The sequence below is a fragment of the Streptococcus sanguinis genome (assembly GCF_019929145.1).
GTDB classification, from domain to species: domain Bacteria; phylum Bacillota; class Bacilli; order Lactobacillales; family Streptococcaceae; genus Streptococcus; species Streptococcus sanguinis_U.
In genome coordinates this window covers 1-19,941 of sequence record NZ_JAHZOW010000003.1, presented here as the reverse complement: position 1 = coordinate 19,941, position 19,941 = coordinate 1, and the positions used below count along the sequence as shown (strand labels likewise).

Genomic DNA, 19,941 nt, shown 5'->3' with positions numbered 1-19,941 from the left:
TAGAGATATGGAAATGAAACAGATTAGTGATTCGACCATAAAAATCACGATTCAGCTGGAAGATTTGGAAGAGCGCGGCATGGAAATGGCTGATTTCTTGGTTCCCCAAGAAAAGACGGAAGAGTTTTTCTATACCATCTTAGATGAGTTGGAGATGCCAGATAATTTTTTGGACAGCGGTATGCTGAGTTTTCGAGTGACGCCTAAACCAGATAAGGTAGATGTTTTTGTTACCAAATCTAAGTTGGATAAGAATCTGAGTTTTGAGGATTTGGCAGATCTGCCAGACATGGACGAGCTGTCTCATATGTCTCCAGATGAATTCCTCAAGACATTGGAAAAGAGCATTTTTGAAAAGAGTAAGGAAGACATAGAAGCAGTCCAATCTTTGGAAACAGCCGAAGCAGAGGAAAGGGAGCAGCTTTCTCAGGAGGCGGCTGATGAGCAGTCGGCGGAAAATGCAGAGCGTTACATTTACTACATCCTGCGTTTTGAAGATATTAAAGCTGCTGCGGCTTTTGCCCAGACGGTGGACTATAAGATTGACTTATCAGAGCTTTATAAGTATGATTCAGCTTATTATTTGACGATTTTAGTAGATGTTGAGGGCTTTCCAGAGCGCTATCCAGCTTGGCTCTTGGCCAAGATGCGTGAATTCGCAGATGATTCAGATATCACTCGGGCAGTGCTGCAGGAGCACGGTCATCTTCTTTTGGTGACAGATGCGGTCTCTGGCCTGCAGAAGGTTGAATGCCTATGATTACTTTTCCTTTAAAGTTTATCTTGGTATTGCTGGGAACTTTTTTTATCGGGGTGATTCTAACACCCTTGGTTCGGCTCCTAGCCTTTAAGATTGGTGCGGTAGATTATCCCAATGCTCGTCGCATCAATAAAAAGCCCATGCCTAGCAGTGGCGGGCTGGCGATTGTAGCGGCTTTTTCTATCTCTACTCTGCTCTTGATGCCACAGATTGTTGCTGTAGATTTTTTTGGACAGACCTATTTTGATTATGTTTGGCCGGTCGTTCTAGGTGGTTTGATTATTGCCTTTACAGGGCTGGTCGATGATATCAAAGAGCTGTCGCCCCTGCTGAAAATGGGGGGAATTGTTCTAGCGGCCAGCCTAATCTGGTGGCTGACTGATTTCCGATTGGATGATTTTAAGCTTCCTTTTGGCGGACCTTTCCTGCATTTTGAGCCTTGGCTGTCCTATATTTTGACAGTGGTGTGGATTATTTCTATCACCAATGCAGTTAATTTGATTGACGGTCTGGATGGTCTGGTGAGTGGGGTGTCCATCATCTCACTAGTGACGATGGGGATTGTTTCTTACTTCTTTTTGCCCCAGCACAATCTCTTTTTGACCCTGACAATTTTCGTCTTGGTTTTGTCAATTGCAGGTTTTTTCCCTTACAATTACCACCCAGCTATCATTTATCTTGGTGATACGGGGGCTCTCTTCATCGGTTTTATGATTGCTGTTCTGTCCTTGCAAGGATTGAAAAATGCGACGGCTGTTGCGGTCGTGACTCCTATGATTATCTTAGGGGTGCCGATTACGGATACTTTTCTGGCGATTATCCGCCGTACTCTGTCTGGTCAGAAATTCTACACACCTGACAAGCACCATCTTCACCATAGGCTCTTGTCCTTGGGACTGACCCACCGAGGGACAGTGCTGGTTATCTATGGGATTTCACTGGTCTTTGCCATGATCTCTCTCTTACTGAATGTTTCCAGTCGAATTGGTGGCGTGCTCTTGATGATAGGCTTACTTCTGGGTGTTGAGCTCTTTGCTGAGTTGGTCGGAGTTTTGGGGCCTAATCGTACTCCTTTGCTCAATATTCTCCGCTTTGTTGGGAACTCCTCCTACCGAGAGGAAGTTCGGCGGAAATGGCGTCAAAAGCGTAATAAATAAGAATAGCTCTAAACAAAATAAAAGCCTTTTGGGCTTTTTTTTGGTATACTAAAGTATGTAAATCAGCTAAGCAAAGAAAGGAAAAAGAAATGTCTGTCTTAGAAATCAAAGATCTTCATGTTGAAATCGAAGGGAAAAAAATTCTCAAAGGGGTGAATCTCACTCTGAAAACGGGAGAGGTTGCAGCTATTATGGGTCCAAATGGAACAGGGAAGTCCACCTTGTCTGCAGCCATCATGGGCAATCCTAACTACGAAGTGACTCAAGGAGAGGTGCTTTTTGATGGAGTCAATATCTTAGAATTGGAAGTAGACGAGCGTGCTCGCATGGGACTCTTCCTTGCTATGCAGTACCCTAGTGAAATTCCTGGCATTACTAATGCAGAGTTTCTCCGTGCTGCTATGAATGCTGGCAAGGAAGACGAGGAAAAAATCTCTGTCCGCGACTTTATCATGAAGCTGGATGAAAAGATGGAACTGCTCAACATGAAAGAAGAAATGGCTGAGCGTTATCTTAATGAAGGTTTCTCCGGTGGTGAAAAGAAGCGCAATGAAATCCTGCAGTTGCTCATGCTAGAGCCGACTTTTGCGCTCTTGGATGAGATTGATTCAGGTCTGGATATCGATGCTCTTAAGGTTGTGTCCAAAGGGGTTAATGCTATGCGCGGTGAAGGCTTTGGTGCTATGATTATCACCCACTACCAACGCCTGCTCAACTATATCACTCCAGATGTGGTTCATGTCATGATGGATGGTAAAGTCGTTCTTTCTGGCGGTCCAGAATTGGCAGTCCGCTTGGAGAAAGAAGGCTATGCTAAATTGGCTGAAGAGTTGGGCTTCACCTATACCGAAGAAGCCTAGTCAAACATTCTTTTGACTTTGATAAAAGATAGGAGAATGACATGACTAAAGAATTGATTCAAGAATTTTCACAGCTACATGCAGAGCCAGATTGGCTCTTTCAACTGCGCCAGCAGGCCTTTGATAAAATTGACCAGTTAGAATTGCCACGTATTGAGCGGGTTAAATTTCATCGCTGGAATCTGGGAGACGGCCGTATTTCAGAGAGTGAGCCGCTGACAAGTGTTCCAGACTTTACAGCTTTAGATGACAATCTCAAGCTTGTTCAGGTGGGAACTCATACTGTTCTGGAGCAATTGCCAGCTGACTTGGCAGCGCAAGGTGTGGTTTTCACTGATTTCCACACTGCCTTAGAAGAGATTCCAGTGCTGGTAGAGAAGCATTTTATGTCTGCGGTCAAGTACGACGAGGACAAATTGGCAGCTTACCACACTGCCTATTTCAACAGCGGTGCCGTTCTTTATGTACCGGACAATGTTGAGATTGACCAGCCGATTGAAGGAATTTTTTATCAGGACAGTGAAAGCGATGTTCCTTTTAACAAGCATATTTTGATTATCGCAGGCAAGCATTCCAAAGTTAACTACTTGGAACGCTTGGAAACTTACGGCGAGGGCTCTGTTCCAGTAACAGCCAATATCACTGTCGAAGTTATTGCTCAGGCTGGAGCTCAGATTAAGTTTTCAGCTATTGATCGCTTGGGCGAAAATGTAACGGCTTATATCAGTCGTCGTGGTAAACTGGATAATGATGCTATGATTGACTGGGCCATCGGCGTTATGAACGAAGGCAATGTCGTGGCTGACTTTGATAGCGACCTCTATGGCAAGGGTAGCCATGCGGATATGAAAGTGGTGGCTCTCTCAAGCGGTAAGCAGGTTCAGGGGATTGATACCCGCGTAACTAACTATGGCTGCAACTCTATCGGAAATATCCTGCAGCACGGGGTTATCCTAGAAAAAGGAACCCTGACCTTCAATGGTATTGGACATATTATCAAAGGTGCCAAGGGAGCGGATGCCCAGCAGGAAAGTCGGGTTCTCATGCTGTCTGACCAGGCTCGCTCAGATGCTAATCCCATCCTTTTGATTGATGAGAACGATGTGACAGCTGGTCACGCGGCTTCTATCGGTCAGGTAGATCCAGAAGATATGTATTATCTCATGAGTCGGGGTCTTGATAAGGCGACGGCTGAACGCTTGGTCGTGCGCGGCTTCTTGGGCTCAGTGATTGTAGAAATCCCTGTTAAAGAAGTTCGTGATGAAATGATTGAAAATATCGATATTATTCTCGCAAAAAGATAAAAAGCTGGGCCTTGTCCCTTGTAAGTAGATAGGAGTCTTCATGACTGGATTTAATGCAGAAGCAATCAAGCAAGATTTTCCCGTTTTGGACCAAATTGTCAATGATGAGCCTTTGGTTTATTTGGACAATGCGGCGACAACCCAGAAACCCAAGCAGGTGCTGGCAGCAATTGAAAACTACTATCTTAGAGACAATGCCAACGTCCACCGCGGTGTGCATACGCTAGCCGAGCGGGCGACAGCAGCTTATGAAGCAGCCAGGGAAAGAGTTCGTTCTTTTATCAATGCGGCTTCTAGTAGAGAAGTCCTCTTTACGCGAGGAACCACGACGGGACTTAACTGGGTGGCTCAGTTTGCGACTGAAAGGTTGCAGCCTGGTGATGAAGTGCTGATTTCTATCATGGAGCACCATTCCAATATCATTCCTTGGCAGGAAGCTTGTAGGAAGACTGGAGCCAAGCTGGTATATGTCTATCTCAAAGACGGTGCTCTGGATATGGAGGATTTCTGTGCCAAGCTCAGTGAGAGGACAAAGTTTGTCTCTCTAGCTCATGCTTCTAATGTCCTCGGTGTCATCAATCCCATCAAGGAGATTGCCCAGCTGGTTCATCAGCAAGGAGCGCTTTTGGTGGTGGATGGGGCTCAATCCATTCCACACATGAAGATTGATGTGCAGGATTTGGATGTGGACTTCTTTGCCTTTTCGGGACATAAGATGGCTGGTCCGACCGGTATCGGGGTTCTCTATGGCAAGGAAGAATTGCTAGAGCAGATGTCACCAGTCGAGTTCGGTGGCGAAATGATTGATTTCGTCTATGAGCAGGAAGCGACCTGGAAGGAATTGCCTTGGAAGTTTGAGGCCGGCACTCCGAATATGGCAGGAGCAATCGGTCTTGCGGCGGCCATTGATTATTTGGAAGACTTGGGTATGGATGCTATTGCCCAGCATGAGCAGGACCTGATTGCCTACGTATTTCCTAAGCTACAGGCAGTGGAAGGTTTGACCATTTATGGCTCTCAGGATTTGGCCCAGCGCTCAGGCGTGATTGCCTTTAACCTAGATAGTCTCCATCCGCATGATGTCGCGACAGCTCTGGACTACGAAGGAGTGGCTGTTCGGGCAGGGCACCATTGTGCTCAGCCTCTGCTCACCTATCTGCAGGTGCCAGCAACTGTGCGGGCTAGCTTTTATATCTACAATACCTATGCGGATTGCGACAAGCTGGTAGATGCTTTAGAAAAGACAAAGGAGTTTTTCAATGGCACTTTCTAAGTTAGACAGTCTTTACAAGGCGGTTGTGACGGATCACTCGGCTCACCCCCATCATCATGGGAAACTGGAAAATGTGGAGCAGGTAGTCCTCAATAACCCGACCTGTGGTGATGTCATCAGCCTGTCTGTGAAGTTTAATGTGGAAGATAAGATTGAGGATATTGCCTTTGTGAATTCCGGCTGTACCATTTCAACGGCTTCGGCCAGCATGATGACGGATGCGGTTCTGGGCAAGACAAAAGAGCAGGCGCTGGAATTAGCAGAAGTTTTCTCGCAGATGGTTCAGGGCCAAGAAGACAGTCGCCAGAAAGAATTGGGAGATGGAGCCTTTTTAGCAGGCGTTGCCAAATTCCCGCAGCGGATTAAGTGTGCGACCTTGGGTTGGAATGCCCTCAAGCGAGCAATTGAAGAAGATAAAAAGTAAGAATGTGAAAGGAAATTATGTCAGAAGAAAGAGTAGAACCAAAACCGATTGATCTCGGTGAATACAAGTTTGGTTTCCATGACGATGTTGAACCTGTCCTCTCGACAGGGAAAGGGCTGAATGAAGCGGTCATTCGTGAGCTTTCTGCAGCCAAGGATGAACCAGAATGGATGCTGGATTTCCGCCTCAAATCCTACGAGGCTTTCAAGAAGATGCCGATGCAGACTTGGGGGCCGGATTTGTCAGAAATTAATTTTGATGACTTGATTTATTACCAAAAGGCCTCTGATAAACCTGCTAGAAGTTGGGATGAAGTACCTGAGAAGATTAAGGAAACCTTTGAGAAAATTGGAATCCCAGAAGCGGAGAGAGCCTATCTCGCTGGTGCGGCGGCCCAGTATGAATCAGAAGTGGTCTACCACAATATGAAGGAAGAGTTCCAAAAGCTAGGAATCGTCTTTACGGATACCGACTCAGCTCTTAAGGAATATCCAGAGCTCTTCAAGCAGTATTTTGCTAAGCTGGTTCCTCCGACAGATAACAAGCTAGCAGCTCTCAACTCCGCCGTCTGGTCTGGTGGAACCTTTATCTATGTGCCAAAAGGTGTCAAGGTTGACGTTCCCTTGCAGACTTATTTCCGGATTAACAATGAAAATTCTGGTCAGTTTGAGCGGACTTTGATTATCGTTGATGAGGGCGCTAGCGTCCATTATGTAGAAGGATGTACAGCTCCAACGTACTCTAGTAATAGTCTACATGCGGCAATTGTTGAAATTTTTGCCCTCGATGGTGCCTATATGCGCTACACCACTATTCAAAACTGGTCTGATAATGTCTACAACCTCGTGACTAAGAGGGCGCGGGCCATGAAAGATGCGACGGTTGAGTGGATTGACGGGAACCTTGGTGCGAAAACGACTATGAAGTATCCGTCTGTCTATCTGGACGGACCTGGAGCGCGTGGGACCATGCTTTCCATTGCCTTTGCCAATACCAATCAGCACCAAGATACAGGGGCTAAGATGATTCACAATGCTCCGCATACCAGCTCATCTATCGTGTCTAAGTCTATTGCTAAGGGCGGAGGTAAGGTGGATTACCGCGGTCAAGTGACCTTTGGAAAGAATTCACAGAAATCCGTCAGCCATATTGAGTGTGATACGATTATCATGGACGATATTTCGGCGTCTGATACCATTCCTTTTAATGAAATTCATAACTCTCAGGTGGCTCTGGAGCATGAGGCCAAGGTTTCTAAGATTTCCGAAGAGCAGCTCTACTATCTCATGAGCCGTGGCTTGTCCGAATCCGAAGCCACCGAAATGATTGTCATGGGCTTTGTCGAACCTTTCACCAAAGAACTGCCTATGGAGTATGCTGTTGAGCTTAACCGCTTGATTAGCTATGAAATGGAAGGATCAGTTGGATAAAGCTTTGTCTAAGCGAAATTTTAAATTATTGCTTGAAGACACGCATTGCGAGTTAAGATTCAAAGATGTTTGCTAGTTCTAGTCCAACATTTACAAAGTATACAAAACAGCCACGAATCATTTGATTCGCGGCTGTTTTTTATAGTTTCTCGTTGACATAGCGGACGAAGTCATTCCACCAGACCTTGAAGAAAATACTTTTTTCCACCTCTTGGCCTGCCACCATTGTGACAGAAGGTGCTTTGTTTTCCAGATAGCCTTGGCCGATCGGTTCAGGGTCGGTATAGGTCAAGGTTCCGAGTTCAGTATTTTTTTTCAGCGGAGCTTGAAAGCCTTTTTCGTTGGTAGAAAATTCCACCTTGTGCTCAGCCTGATTGGCGATGCGCTCAATGATGGTGAAATCCTTGCTGGCGACGGCTGGAACGGTCTTTTGCTTGCCGTCAATAACGGTTGACTTGCTTTTATTGTAGGCCTCCCCCTCAGCCACAATAGTCGTCTGGGTGAAGTTTTGCGAAACATAGTTCATTAAAGACGCTGTGGCTACAAAGCGTGCGTAGGGGTCGCCGTCGGTTTGCTCAACGTCCAGCACAACAGTAATCATGCGGATACCATTTTCAGTAGTCGTCGCAACAAAGGAAGAGCCTCCCTTATCTGAACTGCCGGCTTTGAGTCCGTCTACACCTGAGCGGAAGTTGGACTGGTTTTCCAGCATGAAGTTATAGTTTTCAAGACTCGTGCCCGCGATTTTGGCTGTAGACTTGGACGTGATGTCTGTCACTTGAGGGAAGTCCATAATCAGATGCCGGCTGATAACAGCCAAGTCGTAGGCGCTGAATTTGTTTTCAGTGTCCTTGCTTTTTTTAGCTGTGCTAGCTGAGGTGCTATACTCTGTTTCTTCAGTTGCGTATTCTAGAAGAAGAGTATTCAGCCCTGTGGAGTTCACAATAGTAGCATCTGTGATTCCCCATTCTTTGAGCTTGGCCTTCATCATTTCGACGAAATTTTCTTCGCTGCCTCCAACCTTCTCAGCCAAAGCAATCGTGGCACTGTTGGAGCTGGACATCAAGGAGGCGGCAATCAAGTCCTTGACTTTGTAACGTTTGGCTTCCAAAGGGACATTACTGATATTTGGATTAGCTGTCAGATTGTAAGCATAGTCTGAAATATCAACATAAGTATCGGCAGTCAAGTCTCCTCTGTCAATGGCTTCATAGACTAGATAGACGGTCAAAAGATTGGTGATGGAGCCGACTTCAATTGGAGTATTAGCATCTTTTTCGTAGAGAATCTTTCCGGAAGTAGCGTCCACAGCCATTGCACTCTTAGCGGCAATGTTGAAATCATCTGCTGCAACCTTGTTGGTCGTCATTCCGACCAAAACTAGTAAACATAGGAATAATCGTTTCATTTCTTTCCCCTAAAACAAGATATAACCATTGTATCATAAAATTCTCTTTTCTTTTACAAATCAAGGATAATAAAAGATTACAAAATAAATGTAAAGAAAAGTAGAGCAATCTCTTTTAAAAGATTTTTTATAAAAGCATCTTTCACAAAATCTCACAAAATAGAAAAATATTTGAAAAAACACAGTTAAACGGACTGAAAAATAGAAAATTATTATTTTTTTACATAAAGCGTTTGTTTTTATAAAAAAATATTGTATAATAATACAATATAAATTGAGAAGGAGAATGCTCATGAAAAAATCTAAATGGTTGACCATTACGGGACTGACAGTCGTGTCAACACTGATTTTAGCTGCTTGTGGAAGCTCTAGTGCCAGCAATACATACTCTTATGTTTATATTGCTGACCCTGATACCTTGGACTATGTAAACTCCAATCGGGCAACGACTTCTGATGTGGCTTCAAATCTGGTCGATGGTCTTTTGGAAAATGACAAGTATGGTAATCTGGTTCCATCTATCGCGGAAGACTGGACTGTTTCAAAGGATGGTCTGACCTATACCTATAAGCTTCGTAAAGATGCTAAATGGTACACTTCAGATGGAGAGGAATATGAAAGTGTCAAAGCCCAGGATTTTGTAACTGGTTTAAAGCACGCAGCAGATGAAAAATCAGAGGCTCTTCCAATTGTCCAAAGCTCTATCAAAGGCTTGGATGCCTATGTCAAGGGTGAGTCAAATGACTTTTCAACAGTTGGCGTCAAGGCTGTCGATGACTATACTGTCGAGTACACTCTTAACCAGCCAGAAAGTTATTGGAATTCCAAGACGACTATGGGGATTCTCTTTCCGATTAACAAGGAATTCTTGGAATCAAAAGGAAAAGATTTTGGTACTGTAAAACCTTCTTCCATTCTTTATAATGGCCCTTATATTCTGAAAGCATTCACTTCTAAGTCTGTCATTGAATATGCTAAAAACCAGAACTACTGGGATAAGGACAATGTCAAGGTTGAAAATATAAAACTGACTTACTATGATGGTTCAGACCAAGAATCACTGATCCGCAACTTCTCAGACGGTGCCTATTCTCAAGCGCGGCTTTATCCGACAAGTTCTAACTACGCTTCTGTAGAAAAGCAATACAAAGACAATATTATCTACACACCACAGAACTCAACCAGCTATTTCTTTAGCTTCAACCTGAATCGTAAGGCTTATAATCATTCGTCTAAGACCACAGATGCTCAGAAGACAGCGACTACAGCGGCTATTCAAAATAAAGACTTCCGTCAGGCGATTAACTTTGCCTTTGACCGGACATCTTTTGGAGCTCAGATGAATGGTAAAGATGGAGCGACTAAACTTATCCGTAGCTTGCTTGTTCCTCCTAGCTTCGTGCAGGTTGATGGTAAAGATTTTTCAGATGAAGTAGAGAGCAAACTTCCTACATACGGCGATGAGTGGAGCGGTGTCAAGTTGACAGATGCCCAAGATACCATCTACAATGCTGACAAGGCCAAGGCAGAGTTTGCTAAGGCTAAGGAAGCTTTGCAAGCAGAAGGCGTTGAATTCCCTATCCATATCGATGTTCCTGTGGATCAGACTGACAAAGTCTTGGTACAGCGGACCAACTCTTTCAAACAGTCTGTTGAAGCAGCGCTTGGTCAAGAAAATGTCGTTATTGATGTTCAGCAAATGTCCACAGATGACTACGATAATTCAGCCTACTTTGCAGAAACAGCAGCTCAGAAAGACTACGACCTCAACATGTCTGGTTGGTCAGCAGATTATCAAGATCCATCTACCTATTTGAATATTTTCAACCCAGAAACTGGTGATATTCTGGATAATATAGGATTAGAAAAAGGGAAAAATCAAGATATCGTCAATAAAGTCGGCTTGAACGAATACAAAGAGTTATTGGATGAGGCGGATAAAGAAAAACAAGATACCGACGCTCGTTATACTAAATACGCAGCAGCTCAAGCTTGGCTGACAGATAGCTCCATTGTTATTCCTAGTGTTTCTGCGGGTGGTTCACCAGTCGTTCAGAAGGTTGTTCCATTTACCAAGTCTTACTCTTATGTCGGAATCAAAGGGGATACTTATGTCTTTAAGAACATGGAGCTCCAAAATGATATTGTGACAGTTAAAGACTATGAAGCTGCTCTTAAGAAATGGGAAAAAGAAAAGGAAGCATCCAATAAAAAAGCCCAAGAAGAGCTAGAAAAACATATCAAATAAGATTTTGAACAGCAAAAGTTTGTCTCTTTGTGGCTGTCCTGAATCAAGTTATTTAGTTGAGAGAACATTTTTGTTCTCTCTTTTTATGTTGGCCTCCATTACATTGAAGCGTTTACATCCTGTCGCAGAAGTGCTATAATGAAAGTAATCTTAATGAAAACTGGAGGAAGTTTATGAAAACATCTAAGTTAGCTGCAGCTGCTGGGCTTGTCATTCTCTCTGCAGGAATTTTGGCTGCCTGTTCGTTTGGCGGCTCCAATTCATCTGGGAAAAACTATAGCTATGTTTATACGGCAGATCCAGATACGCTGGATTACACTGTGTCCAATAAGCGGGCAACCAATGAGATTATGGCTAATGTAGTAGATGGTTTGCTGGAAAGCGATAAGTATGGTAACTTAGTGCCTTCTCTAGCGGAAGATTGGACCGTTTCAAAGGATGGTCTGACCTATACTTATAAGCTTCGTGAGGGAGTGAAATGGTATACTTCTGATGGTGAAGAGTATGCAGATGTAACTGCTAAGGACTTTGTGACCAGTCTGAAGCATGCTGCAGACAGCAAGTCTGATGGTCTCTATATCGTTCAAAAATCCATTAAAGGCTTGGACGACTATGTTAATGGTAAAATAACTGACTTCTCCCAAGTTGGTGTTAAGGCGGTGGATGATTCTACTGTTCAGTATACTTTGAATCAGCCAGAAAGTTTCTGGAATTCTAAGACAACCATGGGGATTCTTTTCCCGATAAATGAAGAATTTCTGAAATCAAAAGGTGACAAGTTTGCTCAGGGGACAGATCCAACTAGTGTCCTCTATAACGGTCCGTTTATCTTGAAATCCATCACTTCGAAATCTCAAATTAGTTTAGAGAAGAATCCAAACTATTGGGATAAGGAAAAGGTGAAAATTGATACTGTCAAATTCTCTTACTACGATGGGCAAGATACAGAATCGCTGGTGCGTGGCTTCTCTGACGGCAACTACACCATTGCTCGTCTTTTCCCAAATAGCTCCAACTTTGCCAGTGTGAAGAAACAGTATGGCGATAATATCGTCTACACTCCTCAAGGTTCAGGAACCTTCGTTGTCACAACTAATATCGACCGTCAGTCTTACGAGCATACCTCCAAGACAACGGATGCACAGAAATCTTCCACTAAGAAAGCACTGCTCAATAAAGATTTCCGTCAGGCTCTGCTTTTTGCCTTTGACCGTACTGCCTATTCTGCCCAAACCAATGGCGAAGAAGCAGCAGACAAGCAGCTTCGTAATACCTTTGTTCCGCCAACCTTTGTTCAAGCTAATGGTAAAGAGTTCGGCAGCATTGTAGAAGAAAATCTGGCTAGCTACGGTGATGAGTGGAAGGGAGTCAAATTAGACGACGCTCAGGATGGTCTTTATAATCCAGAAAAAGCCAAGGTAGAATTTGCCAAAGCTAAGGAAGCGCTGCAGGCAGAAGGAGTGGAATTCCCTATTCATCTGGATATTCCGGTCAGCTCAGCAGATACCAATGGCGTTAAGAGTGTTCAGTCACTGAAGCAGTCTATTGAAGCTAATCTTGGCTCTGACAATGTGGTGATTGATATTCAGCAGATGACAGATGATGAGTTGAATAACATCACCTACTTTGCGACCTCTGCATCCCAAGAAGACTGGGACTTGAATAATAATCTTGGCTGGAGTCCAGATTATAACGATCCATCTTCTTATCTGGAAATCACTGGCTCTAAGACTGGTGAGAATGTTGACAGCTACTTTGGTTTTGACCCTGGAACAGATAATGCAGCAGCTAAAGAGGCCGGCTTTGAAGAGTATGACAAGCTCTTGGAAGACGCAGCTGCGGAAAACGAGGATATTAACAAACGTTACGAAAAATATGCTGCAGCTCAGGCTTGGCTGACAGACAGTGCTCTGTTGATGCCAGCTTGGTCATCTGGTGCAACACCAAGTGTCCGTAAGGTTGTTCCATTCTCAGGACCATTTGCTTGGACTGGAAACAAGGGCGAATACAGCTTTAAATATGTTGAAATCCAAGATAAACCAATAACGACTAAAGATTATGAAAAAGCGCGTGAAAAATGGGCAAAAGAAAAGGAAGAATCCAATAAAAAAGCTCAAGAAGAACTCGCGGAACATATCAAATAAATCAAGAAAATCCCATTGTTCAACAGTGGGATTTTTGATGATTTTTGAAGACGAAATGGGTCAGCTTGAAGGTTGTCTAGTCCTAGATAATAAACATCCGAGAAAACCAATTGCATAAACATCTTAGGGTATTAGTGAGCTAACTTAATATTCTGAAAATTTATTTTACTTTTAGCACTATCTATGCTATAATCTTAATTAAATCTAAAAATCTAAAAGATGGAGAAACCCATATGAAACAAAGCAAAGTCCTTGCACTAGCAGGAGTTACTCTTCTTGCAGCTGGCTTTCTTGCAGCTTGCTCAGGCTCTAAGCCAAACACAAAATCAGGCAGTTCTAACACCTTTAATTATATCTACGAGACAGATCCTGAAAACTTGAACTATCTCACTTCAAGTAAAGCTGCTACAACAGACTTGACAGCAAATGTCATTGACGGTCTTTTAGAAAACGACCAATATGGAAACTTAGTTCCTTCAATGGCAGAAAAATGGACTGTATCACCAGATGGGAAGACCTATACATACAAGCTTCGCAAAGATGCTAAGTGGTATACTTCTGAAGGTGAAGAGTACGCAGATGTGACAGCAGAAGACTTTGTCACAGGTCTTAAGTATGCGGCAGACAATAAATCTGAAACAATCTACTTGGTTCAGGATTCTGTAAAAGGGCTTAAGGACTATATTTCTGGGAAGATTGATTTCTCAGAAGTAGGAATCAAAGCAGTTGATGATCATACCGTTGAGTATACTCTTAATGAGCCAGAAAGTTTCTGGAACTCTAAGACTACAATGGGAATTCTCTACCCAGTAAACAAAGACTTTTTGGAAAACCAAGGTGATAAGTTCGCTCAAGCAACTGATCCAACAAGCTTGCTTTACAACGGACCTTTCTTGCTCAAATCATTGACTTCAAAATCTGAAATCCAATTTGAGAAGAATCCTAATTATTGGGACAAAGAAAATGTTCACGTAGATGCAGTTAAACTCTCTTTCTATGATGGACAAGATCAAGGAAAACCTGCTGAGCAGTTCAGCCAAGGCGCATTGACAACAGCCAGACTTTTCCCAACTAGTGCGACTTATGAAAAGGTTGAAAAAGACTTTAAAGATAATATCGTCTATACACCTCAAGATGCCTCAACTTTCTTAGTAGGTACTAACATTGATCGCCAGTCTTATAATCATACGGCTAAGACATCAGAAGCTCAAAAGACTTCAACTAAGAAAGCCTTGCTTAACAAGGACTTCCGTCAGGCTTTGACCTTTGCCTTCAATCGTGAGTCCTATGCATCTCAGATTAATGGTAAGGACGGAGCAGACAAACTTCTTCGTAACCTTTACATCCCACCTACATTTGTGCAGGCTGGTGACAAGTCCTTCGGTGACTTAGTTAAGGAAAAAGTAGTAACTTATGGCGACGAATGGAAAGACGTTGACTTCTCAGATGGTCAAGATGGTCTCTATAACGAGAACAAAGCAAAGGCTGAATTCGCTAAAGCAAAAGAAGCTTTGAAAGCTGATGGAGTGGAATTCCCAATTCATCTGGACATTCCGGTTGATCAAACAGCTACTTCTAAAGTACAGCGCGTTCAATCCCTCAAGCAATCCATTGAGAAGACTTTGGGAACAGATAATGTTGTGATTGATGTTCACCAATTGTCTAAGGATGAAGTGACTAACATTACCTTGTTTGCTCCTTCTGCTGCTGAAGAGGACTGGGATATTTCAGATAATGTCGGCTGGTCTCCGGACTATCAAGATCCATCTACCTATCTTGATGTTATCAAACCTGGTGGTGAAAACACCAAGACCTTCTTAGGATTTGATGGCACAGATAATGCCGCAGCGAAACAAGTTGGTTTGGATGAATATACCAAGCTGGTTGACGAAGCTGGTGCAGAAAAGCAAGATTTGAACAAGCGTTATGAAAAATATGCGGCTGCTCAGGCTTGGCTGACTGATAGTGCTTTGTTGATTCCGGTAACTTCTAGAACAGGTCGTCCAACCTTGACTAAGGTAGTGCCTTTCTCAGCACCGTTTGCTTGGTCTGGTGCTAAGGCGCGTGAAGCAGCAAGTTATAAATACATGAAATTGCAGGATGAGCCTGTAACGACAAAAGATTATAATAGCGCTCAGGAAAAATGGAATAAAGAACGTGCGGAATCTAATAAAAAAGCTCAAGAAGAATTAGCAGACCACGTGAAATAAGCTTGCTAAGAGAACTTTCTCTAATAGAGGAGAAAGTTCTTTTGGAATTTAAAGGAAACGATAAATGAAAAAATATATTTTTATGCGTATCTTACGCTCAATTATGTCGATTTTCTTGGTGACGACCCTGACTTATGCCATTATCTATACTATGGTGCCAAGAAGGTTGATTTTCAAGCAGGATCCTAACTATAATAAGATAGCGACCAATAAAGATAAAAAGACTAACTATGAAAACACCATCTTTGAGCGGATGGGTTACATTGACTATTATGATACTAAGGAGCTGCAGGAGAAAGCCAGTAAGGAAGATTCTTCTGTTACCACAGAAGCTACTGAAGCAAACGAGAAGATTTATCAGAAGTATATTGATAAACTCGGTAATGGCTGGAAATTGCAGAAATTCCCACTGAGCGGAGAATTCTATGCTGTACGTGAAGTACCTGTTTATGAACGTGTCTTTGAGTTCTATGCTAATTTGATTCAAATTGACCATCCAAATGTTATCCAAGATGAGGAGAATCCAAACCTAGAGCGTTATATCCGGTTTGAAAATGATCCTTCTGTTGGCTGGTCTCTTGTGGGTTCTGGTACCAAGCATAAATATTTGCTTTACTTTAATGGTCAGTTTCCATTTGTCCACCAGAACTTTATTACCTTTAATTTAGGTAATTCTTATCCGACCTATGCTAATATCCCTGTTCTGCAGGTTATTACACAGGGACAAGGACAAACTAAGTCTTCTGAAGTTCAATTCCCAACAGGTAAAAAGACATCGTCTGTTAACATTTACTCTCGTACCTATAAGACACCAAGCAAAGCCGATTCACAGGACATTGCTAAGTTTGGTAAGGGAGATGCCTATACAGCGACTCAAAGCAACTATCAAAATCCGTCCATGATTACCAGCTCAGCCATTATTGGTTTGATTGGTGTGGCTCTGTCTTATCTGATTGCTATTCCGCTCGGTTCCTACATGGCTCGACTTAAGAATACATGGTTTGATAGCATTTCTACTGCTGGCTTGACCTTTATGATGTCCCTTCCAACCATCGCCTTGGTCTACATCGTCCGTTTGGCGGGGTCTACTGTTGGTCTTCCAGACTCCTTCCCAATCTTGGGAGCGGGAGATTGGCGTTCTTATGTCCTTCCAGCTGTTATTTTAGGGCTTTTGAGTGCTCCTTGGACAGCTGTTTGGATTCGCCGGTATATGATTGACTTGCAGTCTCAGGACTTTGTCCGCTTTGCGCGTGCGAAGGGACTCTCTGAAAAAGAAATTTCTAACAAGCACATCTTTAAAAACGCTATGGTGCCGCTGGTATCTAGTATCCCAGCTTCTATCGTTGGTGTTATTGCAGGTGCGACTCTGACAGAAACAGTCTTTGCTTTCCCTGGTATGGGTAAGATGTTGATTGATTCCGTTAAGGCATCCAATAACTCTATGGTTGTTGGTCTTGTATTCATCTTCACATGTCTGTCTATCTTTGCCCTCTTGCTGGGTGATATTCTGATGACTGTACTGGACCCACGTATCAAGTTAACATCAAAAGGAGGTAAATAATGGCTACAATTGATAAAAGCAAATTCCAATTTGTCAAACGTGACGATTTTGCCTCTGAAACGATTGATGCTCCAGCCTACTCTTACTGGAAATCAGTCATGCGTCAATTTCTGAAAAAGAAATCAACCATTACCATGTTAGGGATTCTGATTGCCATTATTCTCATGAGCTTCATTTATCCAATGTTTTCAAACTTCGACTTTAATGACGTGAGTAAGGTAAACGACTTTAGCATGCGTTATATCAAGCCAAGTGCTCAGTACTGGTTTGGAACAGATAGTAATGGTAAGTCTCTCTTTGATGGTGTTTGGTTTGGTGCTCGTAACTCCATTCTTATTTCGATTATTGCGACAGTTATTAATCTGGCTATCGGAGTTATCATCGGCGGTATCTGGGGAATTTCCAAAACAGTTGACCGCGTCATGATGGAAGTCTACAATATCATTTCAAATATCCCAGCCCTCTTGATTGTCATCGTCTTGACTTACTCTATCGGTGCTGGTTTCTGGAATCTGATTTTTGCCATGACGATTACTGGTTGGGTTGGCATTGCTTACACTATCCGTGTGCAGATTATGCGCTATCGGGATTTGGAGTACAACCTTGCCTCTCGTACCCTTGGTACACCGACTCTCAAGATTGTAACGAAGAACATTATGCCGCAGCTAGTATCCGTTATCGTGACGACTACTTCACAGATGCTGCCAAGCTTTATCTCTTACGAAGCCTTTCTGTCTTTCTTTGGATTAGGTCTTCCTGTAACAGTGCCAAGTTTGGGACGCTTGATCTCAGATTATTCTCAAAACGTGACGACCAATGCCTACCTCTTTTGGATTCCACTCACAACTCTGATTTTGGTATCCCTTACCTTCTTCGTAGTTGGTCAAAACTTAGCCGACGCCAGCGATCCACGTACGCATAGATAGGAGTAAATATGACAAAGAATGAAAATGTAATATTGACTGCTCGCGATATTGTCGTGGAATTCGATGTTCGCGACCGAGTCTTAACCGCCATTCGCGGTGTCTCATTGGACTTGATTGAAGGAGAAGTGCTGGCTATTGTTGGTGAATCTGGTTCGGGTAAATCTGTCTTAACCAAGACCTTTACTGGTATGTTAGAAGAAAACGGCCGTGTAGCTAAAGGAACCATTGACTACCGCGGCAAAGATTTGACAACTCTTCGGACTAATAAGGATTGGGAGCCGATTCGCGGTGCAAAAATTGCGACTATCTTCCAAGACCCTATGACAAGCTTGGATCCCATTAACACCATTGGAAGCCAGATTACAGAAGTCATTATCAAGCACCAAGGAAAATCAGCCAAAGAAGCTAAAAAAATGGCCATTGATTACATGAGTAAGGTTGGAATTCCAGATGCGGAAAAACGTTTTGAAGAATATCCTTTCCAATACTCAGGTGGTATGCGTCAGCGGATTGTTATCGCTATTGCCTTGGCTTGCCGTCCGGATATTCTTATCTGCGATGAGCCGACGACCGCCCTTGACGTAACCATTCAAGCGCAGATTATTGACTTGCTCAAATCCTTGCAGCAAGAATATCATTTCACAACCATCTTCATTACGCACGACCTTGGAGTTGTAGCTAGTATTGCAGATAAGGTTGCGGTTATGTATGCTGGTGAGATTATCGAATACGGTACAGTTGAAGAAATTTTCTACGAGCCAAAACATCCTTACACATGGAGCTTGCTATCCAGCTTACCTCAGCTAGCAGATGCAAACGGTGCGCTCTACTCGATTCCTGGAACTCCGCCGTCCCTTTATTCGCCAATTAAAGGAGATGCCTTTGCTTTGCGGTCTGACTATGCTATGTCAATTGACTTTGAAGAAGCGGCGCCGCCTTTCAATGTGTCTGATACTCATTGGGCTAAGACCTGGTTACTCCACGAAGATGCACCTAAGGTTCATAAACCAGAGATTATCGAAAACCTACATGAAAAAATTCGTTCAAAAATGGGCTTCAATCAATTAGAAGCTTAGGAGGAAGGAAATGACTGAAAAATTAGTTGAAATTAAAGATTTAGAAATTTCCTTCGGCGAAGGAAGTAAGAAATTTGTAGCAGTAAAAAATGCAAATTTCTTCATCAATAAGGGGGAAACTTTCTCTCTTGTAGGAGAGTCAGGTTCTGGTAAGACTACTATTGGTAGAGCTATCATCGGCCTCAATGACACCAGTGCAGGAGATATCTTCTACGAAGGCAAAAAGATTAATGGGAAAAAGTCTAAAGCAGAAGAAGCAGACTTGATTCGTAAGATTCAGATGATTTTCCAAGACCCAGCTGCCAGTCTGAATGAGCGTGCAACTGTTGACTACATCCTTTCTGAAGGTCTCTACAATTATCACTTGTTTGACAGTGAAGAAGATCGTCAAAGAAAAGTCAAAGATATCATCAATGAAGTCGGCTTGTTGGCCGAGCATTTAACCCGCTATCCTCATGAATTCTCTGGTGGACAGCGTCAGCGGATTGGGATTGCTCGCGCTTTGGTCATGCAGCCAGATTTCGTAATTGCAGATGAGCCAATCTCCGCCTTGGACGTGTCTGTCCGAGCTCAGGTTCTGAATCTTTTGAAAAAATTCCAAAAAGAATTAGGCTTGACATATCTTTTTATTGCCCATGATCTTTCGGTGGTCCGTTTCATTTCTGATCGTATCGCCGTAATTTACAAAGGAGTCATTGTAGAAGTGGCTGAGACAGAGGAGTTGTTCAACCATCCGGTCCATCCCTACACACAATCCCTGCTCTCGGCTGTTCCAATCCCAGACCCAATCTTAGAGCGTAAAAAAGTGTTGAAGGTCTATGATCCTGAACAGCACGATTATTCTGTTGATAAGCCAGAAATGTCTGAGATTCGTCCAGGACATTATGTCTGGGCTAATAAAGCTGAACTCGAAAAGTATAAACAAGAACAAGAATAGAAAAAATGTCCGAAAGGGCATTTTTTTGCTCATGAAAAAGAGATAGAATGTAAGTCAATTGACCAGCCACAAAGGTAAGTAATATCAACCACTAATTTAAAAACAATAATTTTTTTAAAAAAATCGGAAAAAGGTATTGACAGGGTGGTGGTATAGGTGATATACTAATATAGTTGTCGCGAAAGACAAAGCCCTTTGAAAACTGAACAAGACGAACCAAGTG

At 43.0% G+C, this 19,941-nt stretch carries 15 protein-coding genes; 14 read left to right on the top strand and 1 reads right to left on the bottom strand.

Annotated elements, in window-relative coordinates; genetic code table 11:
* The first annotated feature begins 7 nt into the window (after window positions 1–7).
* From mecA to sufB, 7 genes are all read left to right on the top strand, one after another.
* Complete coding sequence (gene mecA, locus K1I94_RS07645) at window positions 8–760, top strand: adaptor protein MecA (protein WP_002911767.1); 753 nt, start codon at window positions 8–10, stop codon at window positions 758–760.
* Window positions 751–1,917, top strand: a complete 1,167-nt coding sequence (locus K1I94_RS07640) for a glycosyltransferase family 4 protein (RefSeq protein WP_317627939.1) — start codon at window positions 751–753, stop codon at window positions 1,915–1,917. The genes mecA and K1I94_RS07640 overlap by 10 nt, the downstream gene beginning before the upstream one ends.
* Before the next feature lie 89 nt (window positions 1,918–2,006).
* Entirely contained in the window at window positions 2,007–2,777 is a 771-nt protein-coding gene (gene sufC / locus K1I94_RS07635) for a Fe-S cluster assembly ATPase SufC (protein ID WP_002893635.1), read from the top strand.
* Window positions 2,778–2,818: 41 nt separating this feature from the next.
* Window positions 2,819–4,081, top strand: coding sequence for a Fe-S cluster assembly protein SufD (gene sufD, locus K1I94_RS07630; RefSeq protein ID WP_002898868.1), 1,263 nt, complete (start codon window positions 2,819–2,821; stop codon window positions 4,079–4,081).
* A gap of 40 nt (window positions 4,082–4,121) precedes the next feature.
* The gene (locus tag K1I94_RS07625) at window positions 4,122–5,354 is read left to right on the top strand and encodes a cysteine desulfurase (protein ID WP_223314958.1); all 1,233 of its coding nucleotides are present in this window, start codon (window positions 4,122–4,124) and stop codon (window positions 5,352–5,354) included.
* Window positions 5,341–5,778 carry a Fe-S cluster assembly sulfur transfer protein SufU gene (gene sufU / locus K1I94_RS07620; protein ID WP_223314957.1) on the top strand — a complete coding sequence of 146 codons (438 nt, stop codon included), beginning with the start codon at window positions 5,341–5,343 and terminating at the stop codon, window positions 5,776–5,778. Before K1I94_RS07625 ends, sufU begins: the two co-directional genes overlap by 14 nt.
* A 17-nt stretch (window positions 5,779–5,795) precedes the next feature.
* A complete protein-coding gene (sufB, locus tag K1I94_RS07615; protein WP_002893631.1) occupies window positions 5,796–7,208 on the top strand; it encodes a Fe-S cluster assembly protein SufB in 1,413 nt (470 codons plus the stop codon).
* Between the two features lie 139 nt (window positions 7,209–7,347).
* Here sufB and pbp3 read toward each other — a convergent pair whose 3' ends face one another.
* Window positions 7,348–8,616, bottom strand: coding sequence for a D-alanyl-D-alanine carboxypeptidase PBP3 (gene pbp3, locus K1I94_RS07610; RefSeq protein ID WP_223314956.1), 1,269 nt, complete (start codon window positions 8,614–8,616; stop codon window positions 7,348–7,350).
* A 292-nt stretch (window positions 8,617–8,908) separates the two neighbouring features.
* Between pbp3 and K1I94_RS07605 the strand changes: the two genes are divergently transcribed.
* The 7 genes from K1I94_RS07605 (at window position 8,909) to K1I94_RS07575 (ending at window position 19,718) form a co-directional block, all read left to right on the top strand.
* On the top strand, window positions 8,909–10,864 hold the full coding sequence (locus tag K1I94_RS07605) for a peptide ABC transporter substrate-binding protein (protein ID WP_223314955.1): 1,956 nt from the start codon (window positions 8,909–8,911) through the stop codon (window positions 10,862–10,864).
* Between the two features lie 173 nt (window positions 10,865–11,037).
* Entirely contained in the window at window positions 11,038–13,008 is a 1,971-nt protein-coding gene (locus K1I94_RS07600; protein ID WP_223314954.1) for a peptide ABC transporter substrate-binding protein, read from the top strand.
* 233 nt (window positions 13,009–13,241) lie between these two features.
* The gene (locus K1I94_RS07595; RefSeq protein WP_168956492.1) at window positions 13,242–15,218 is read left to right on the top strand and encodes a peptide ABC transporter substrate-binding protein; all 1,977 of its coding nucleotides are present in this window, start codon (window positions 13,242–13,244) and stop codon (window positions 15,216–15,218) included.
* A gap of 64 nt (window positions 15,219–15,282) precedes the next feature.
* Window positions 15,283–16,779: an ABC transporter permease gene (locus K1I94_RS07590; RefSeq protein ID WP_223314953.1), complete on the top strand. Its 1,497-nt coding sequence runs from the start codon at window positions 15,283–15,285 to the stop codon at window positions 16,777–16,779.
* A complete protein-coding gene (gene oppC / locus K1I94_RS07585; RefSeq protein WP_002920135.1) occupies window positions 16,779–17,705 on the top strand; it encodes an oligopeptide ABC transporter permease OppC in 927 nt (308 codons plus the stop codon). The genes K1I94_RS07590 and oppC overlap by 1 nt, the downstream gene beginning before the upstream one ends.
* A gap of 8 nt (window positions 17,706–17,713) precedes the next feature.
* Window positions 17,714–18,781: an ABC transporter ATP-binding protein gene (locus K1I94_RS07580; RefSeq protein WP_223314952.1), complete on the top strand. Its 1,068-nt coding sequence runs from the start codon at window positions 17,714–17,716 to the stop codon at window positions 18,779–18,781.
* A gap of 10 nt (window positions 18,782–18,791) precedes the next feature.
* Window positions 18,792–19,718, top strand: coding sequence for an ATP-binding cassette domain-containing protein (locus tag K1I94_RS07575; protein WP_223314951.1), 927 nt, complete (start codon window positions 18,792–18,794; stop codon window positions 19,716–19,718).
* The last annotated feature ends 223 nt before the right edge of the window (window positions 19,719–19,941 follow it).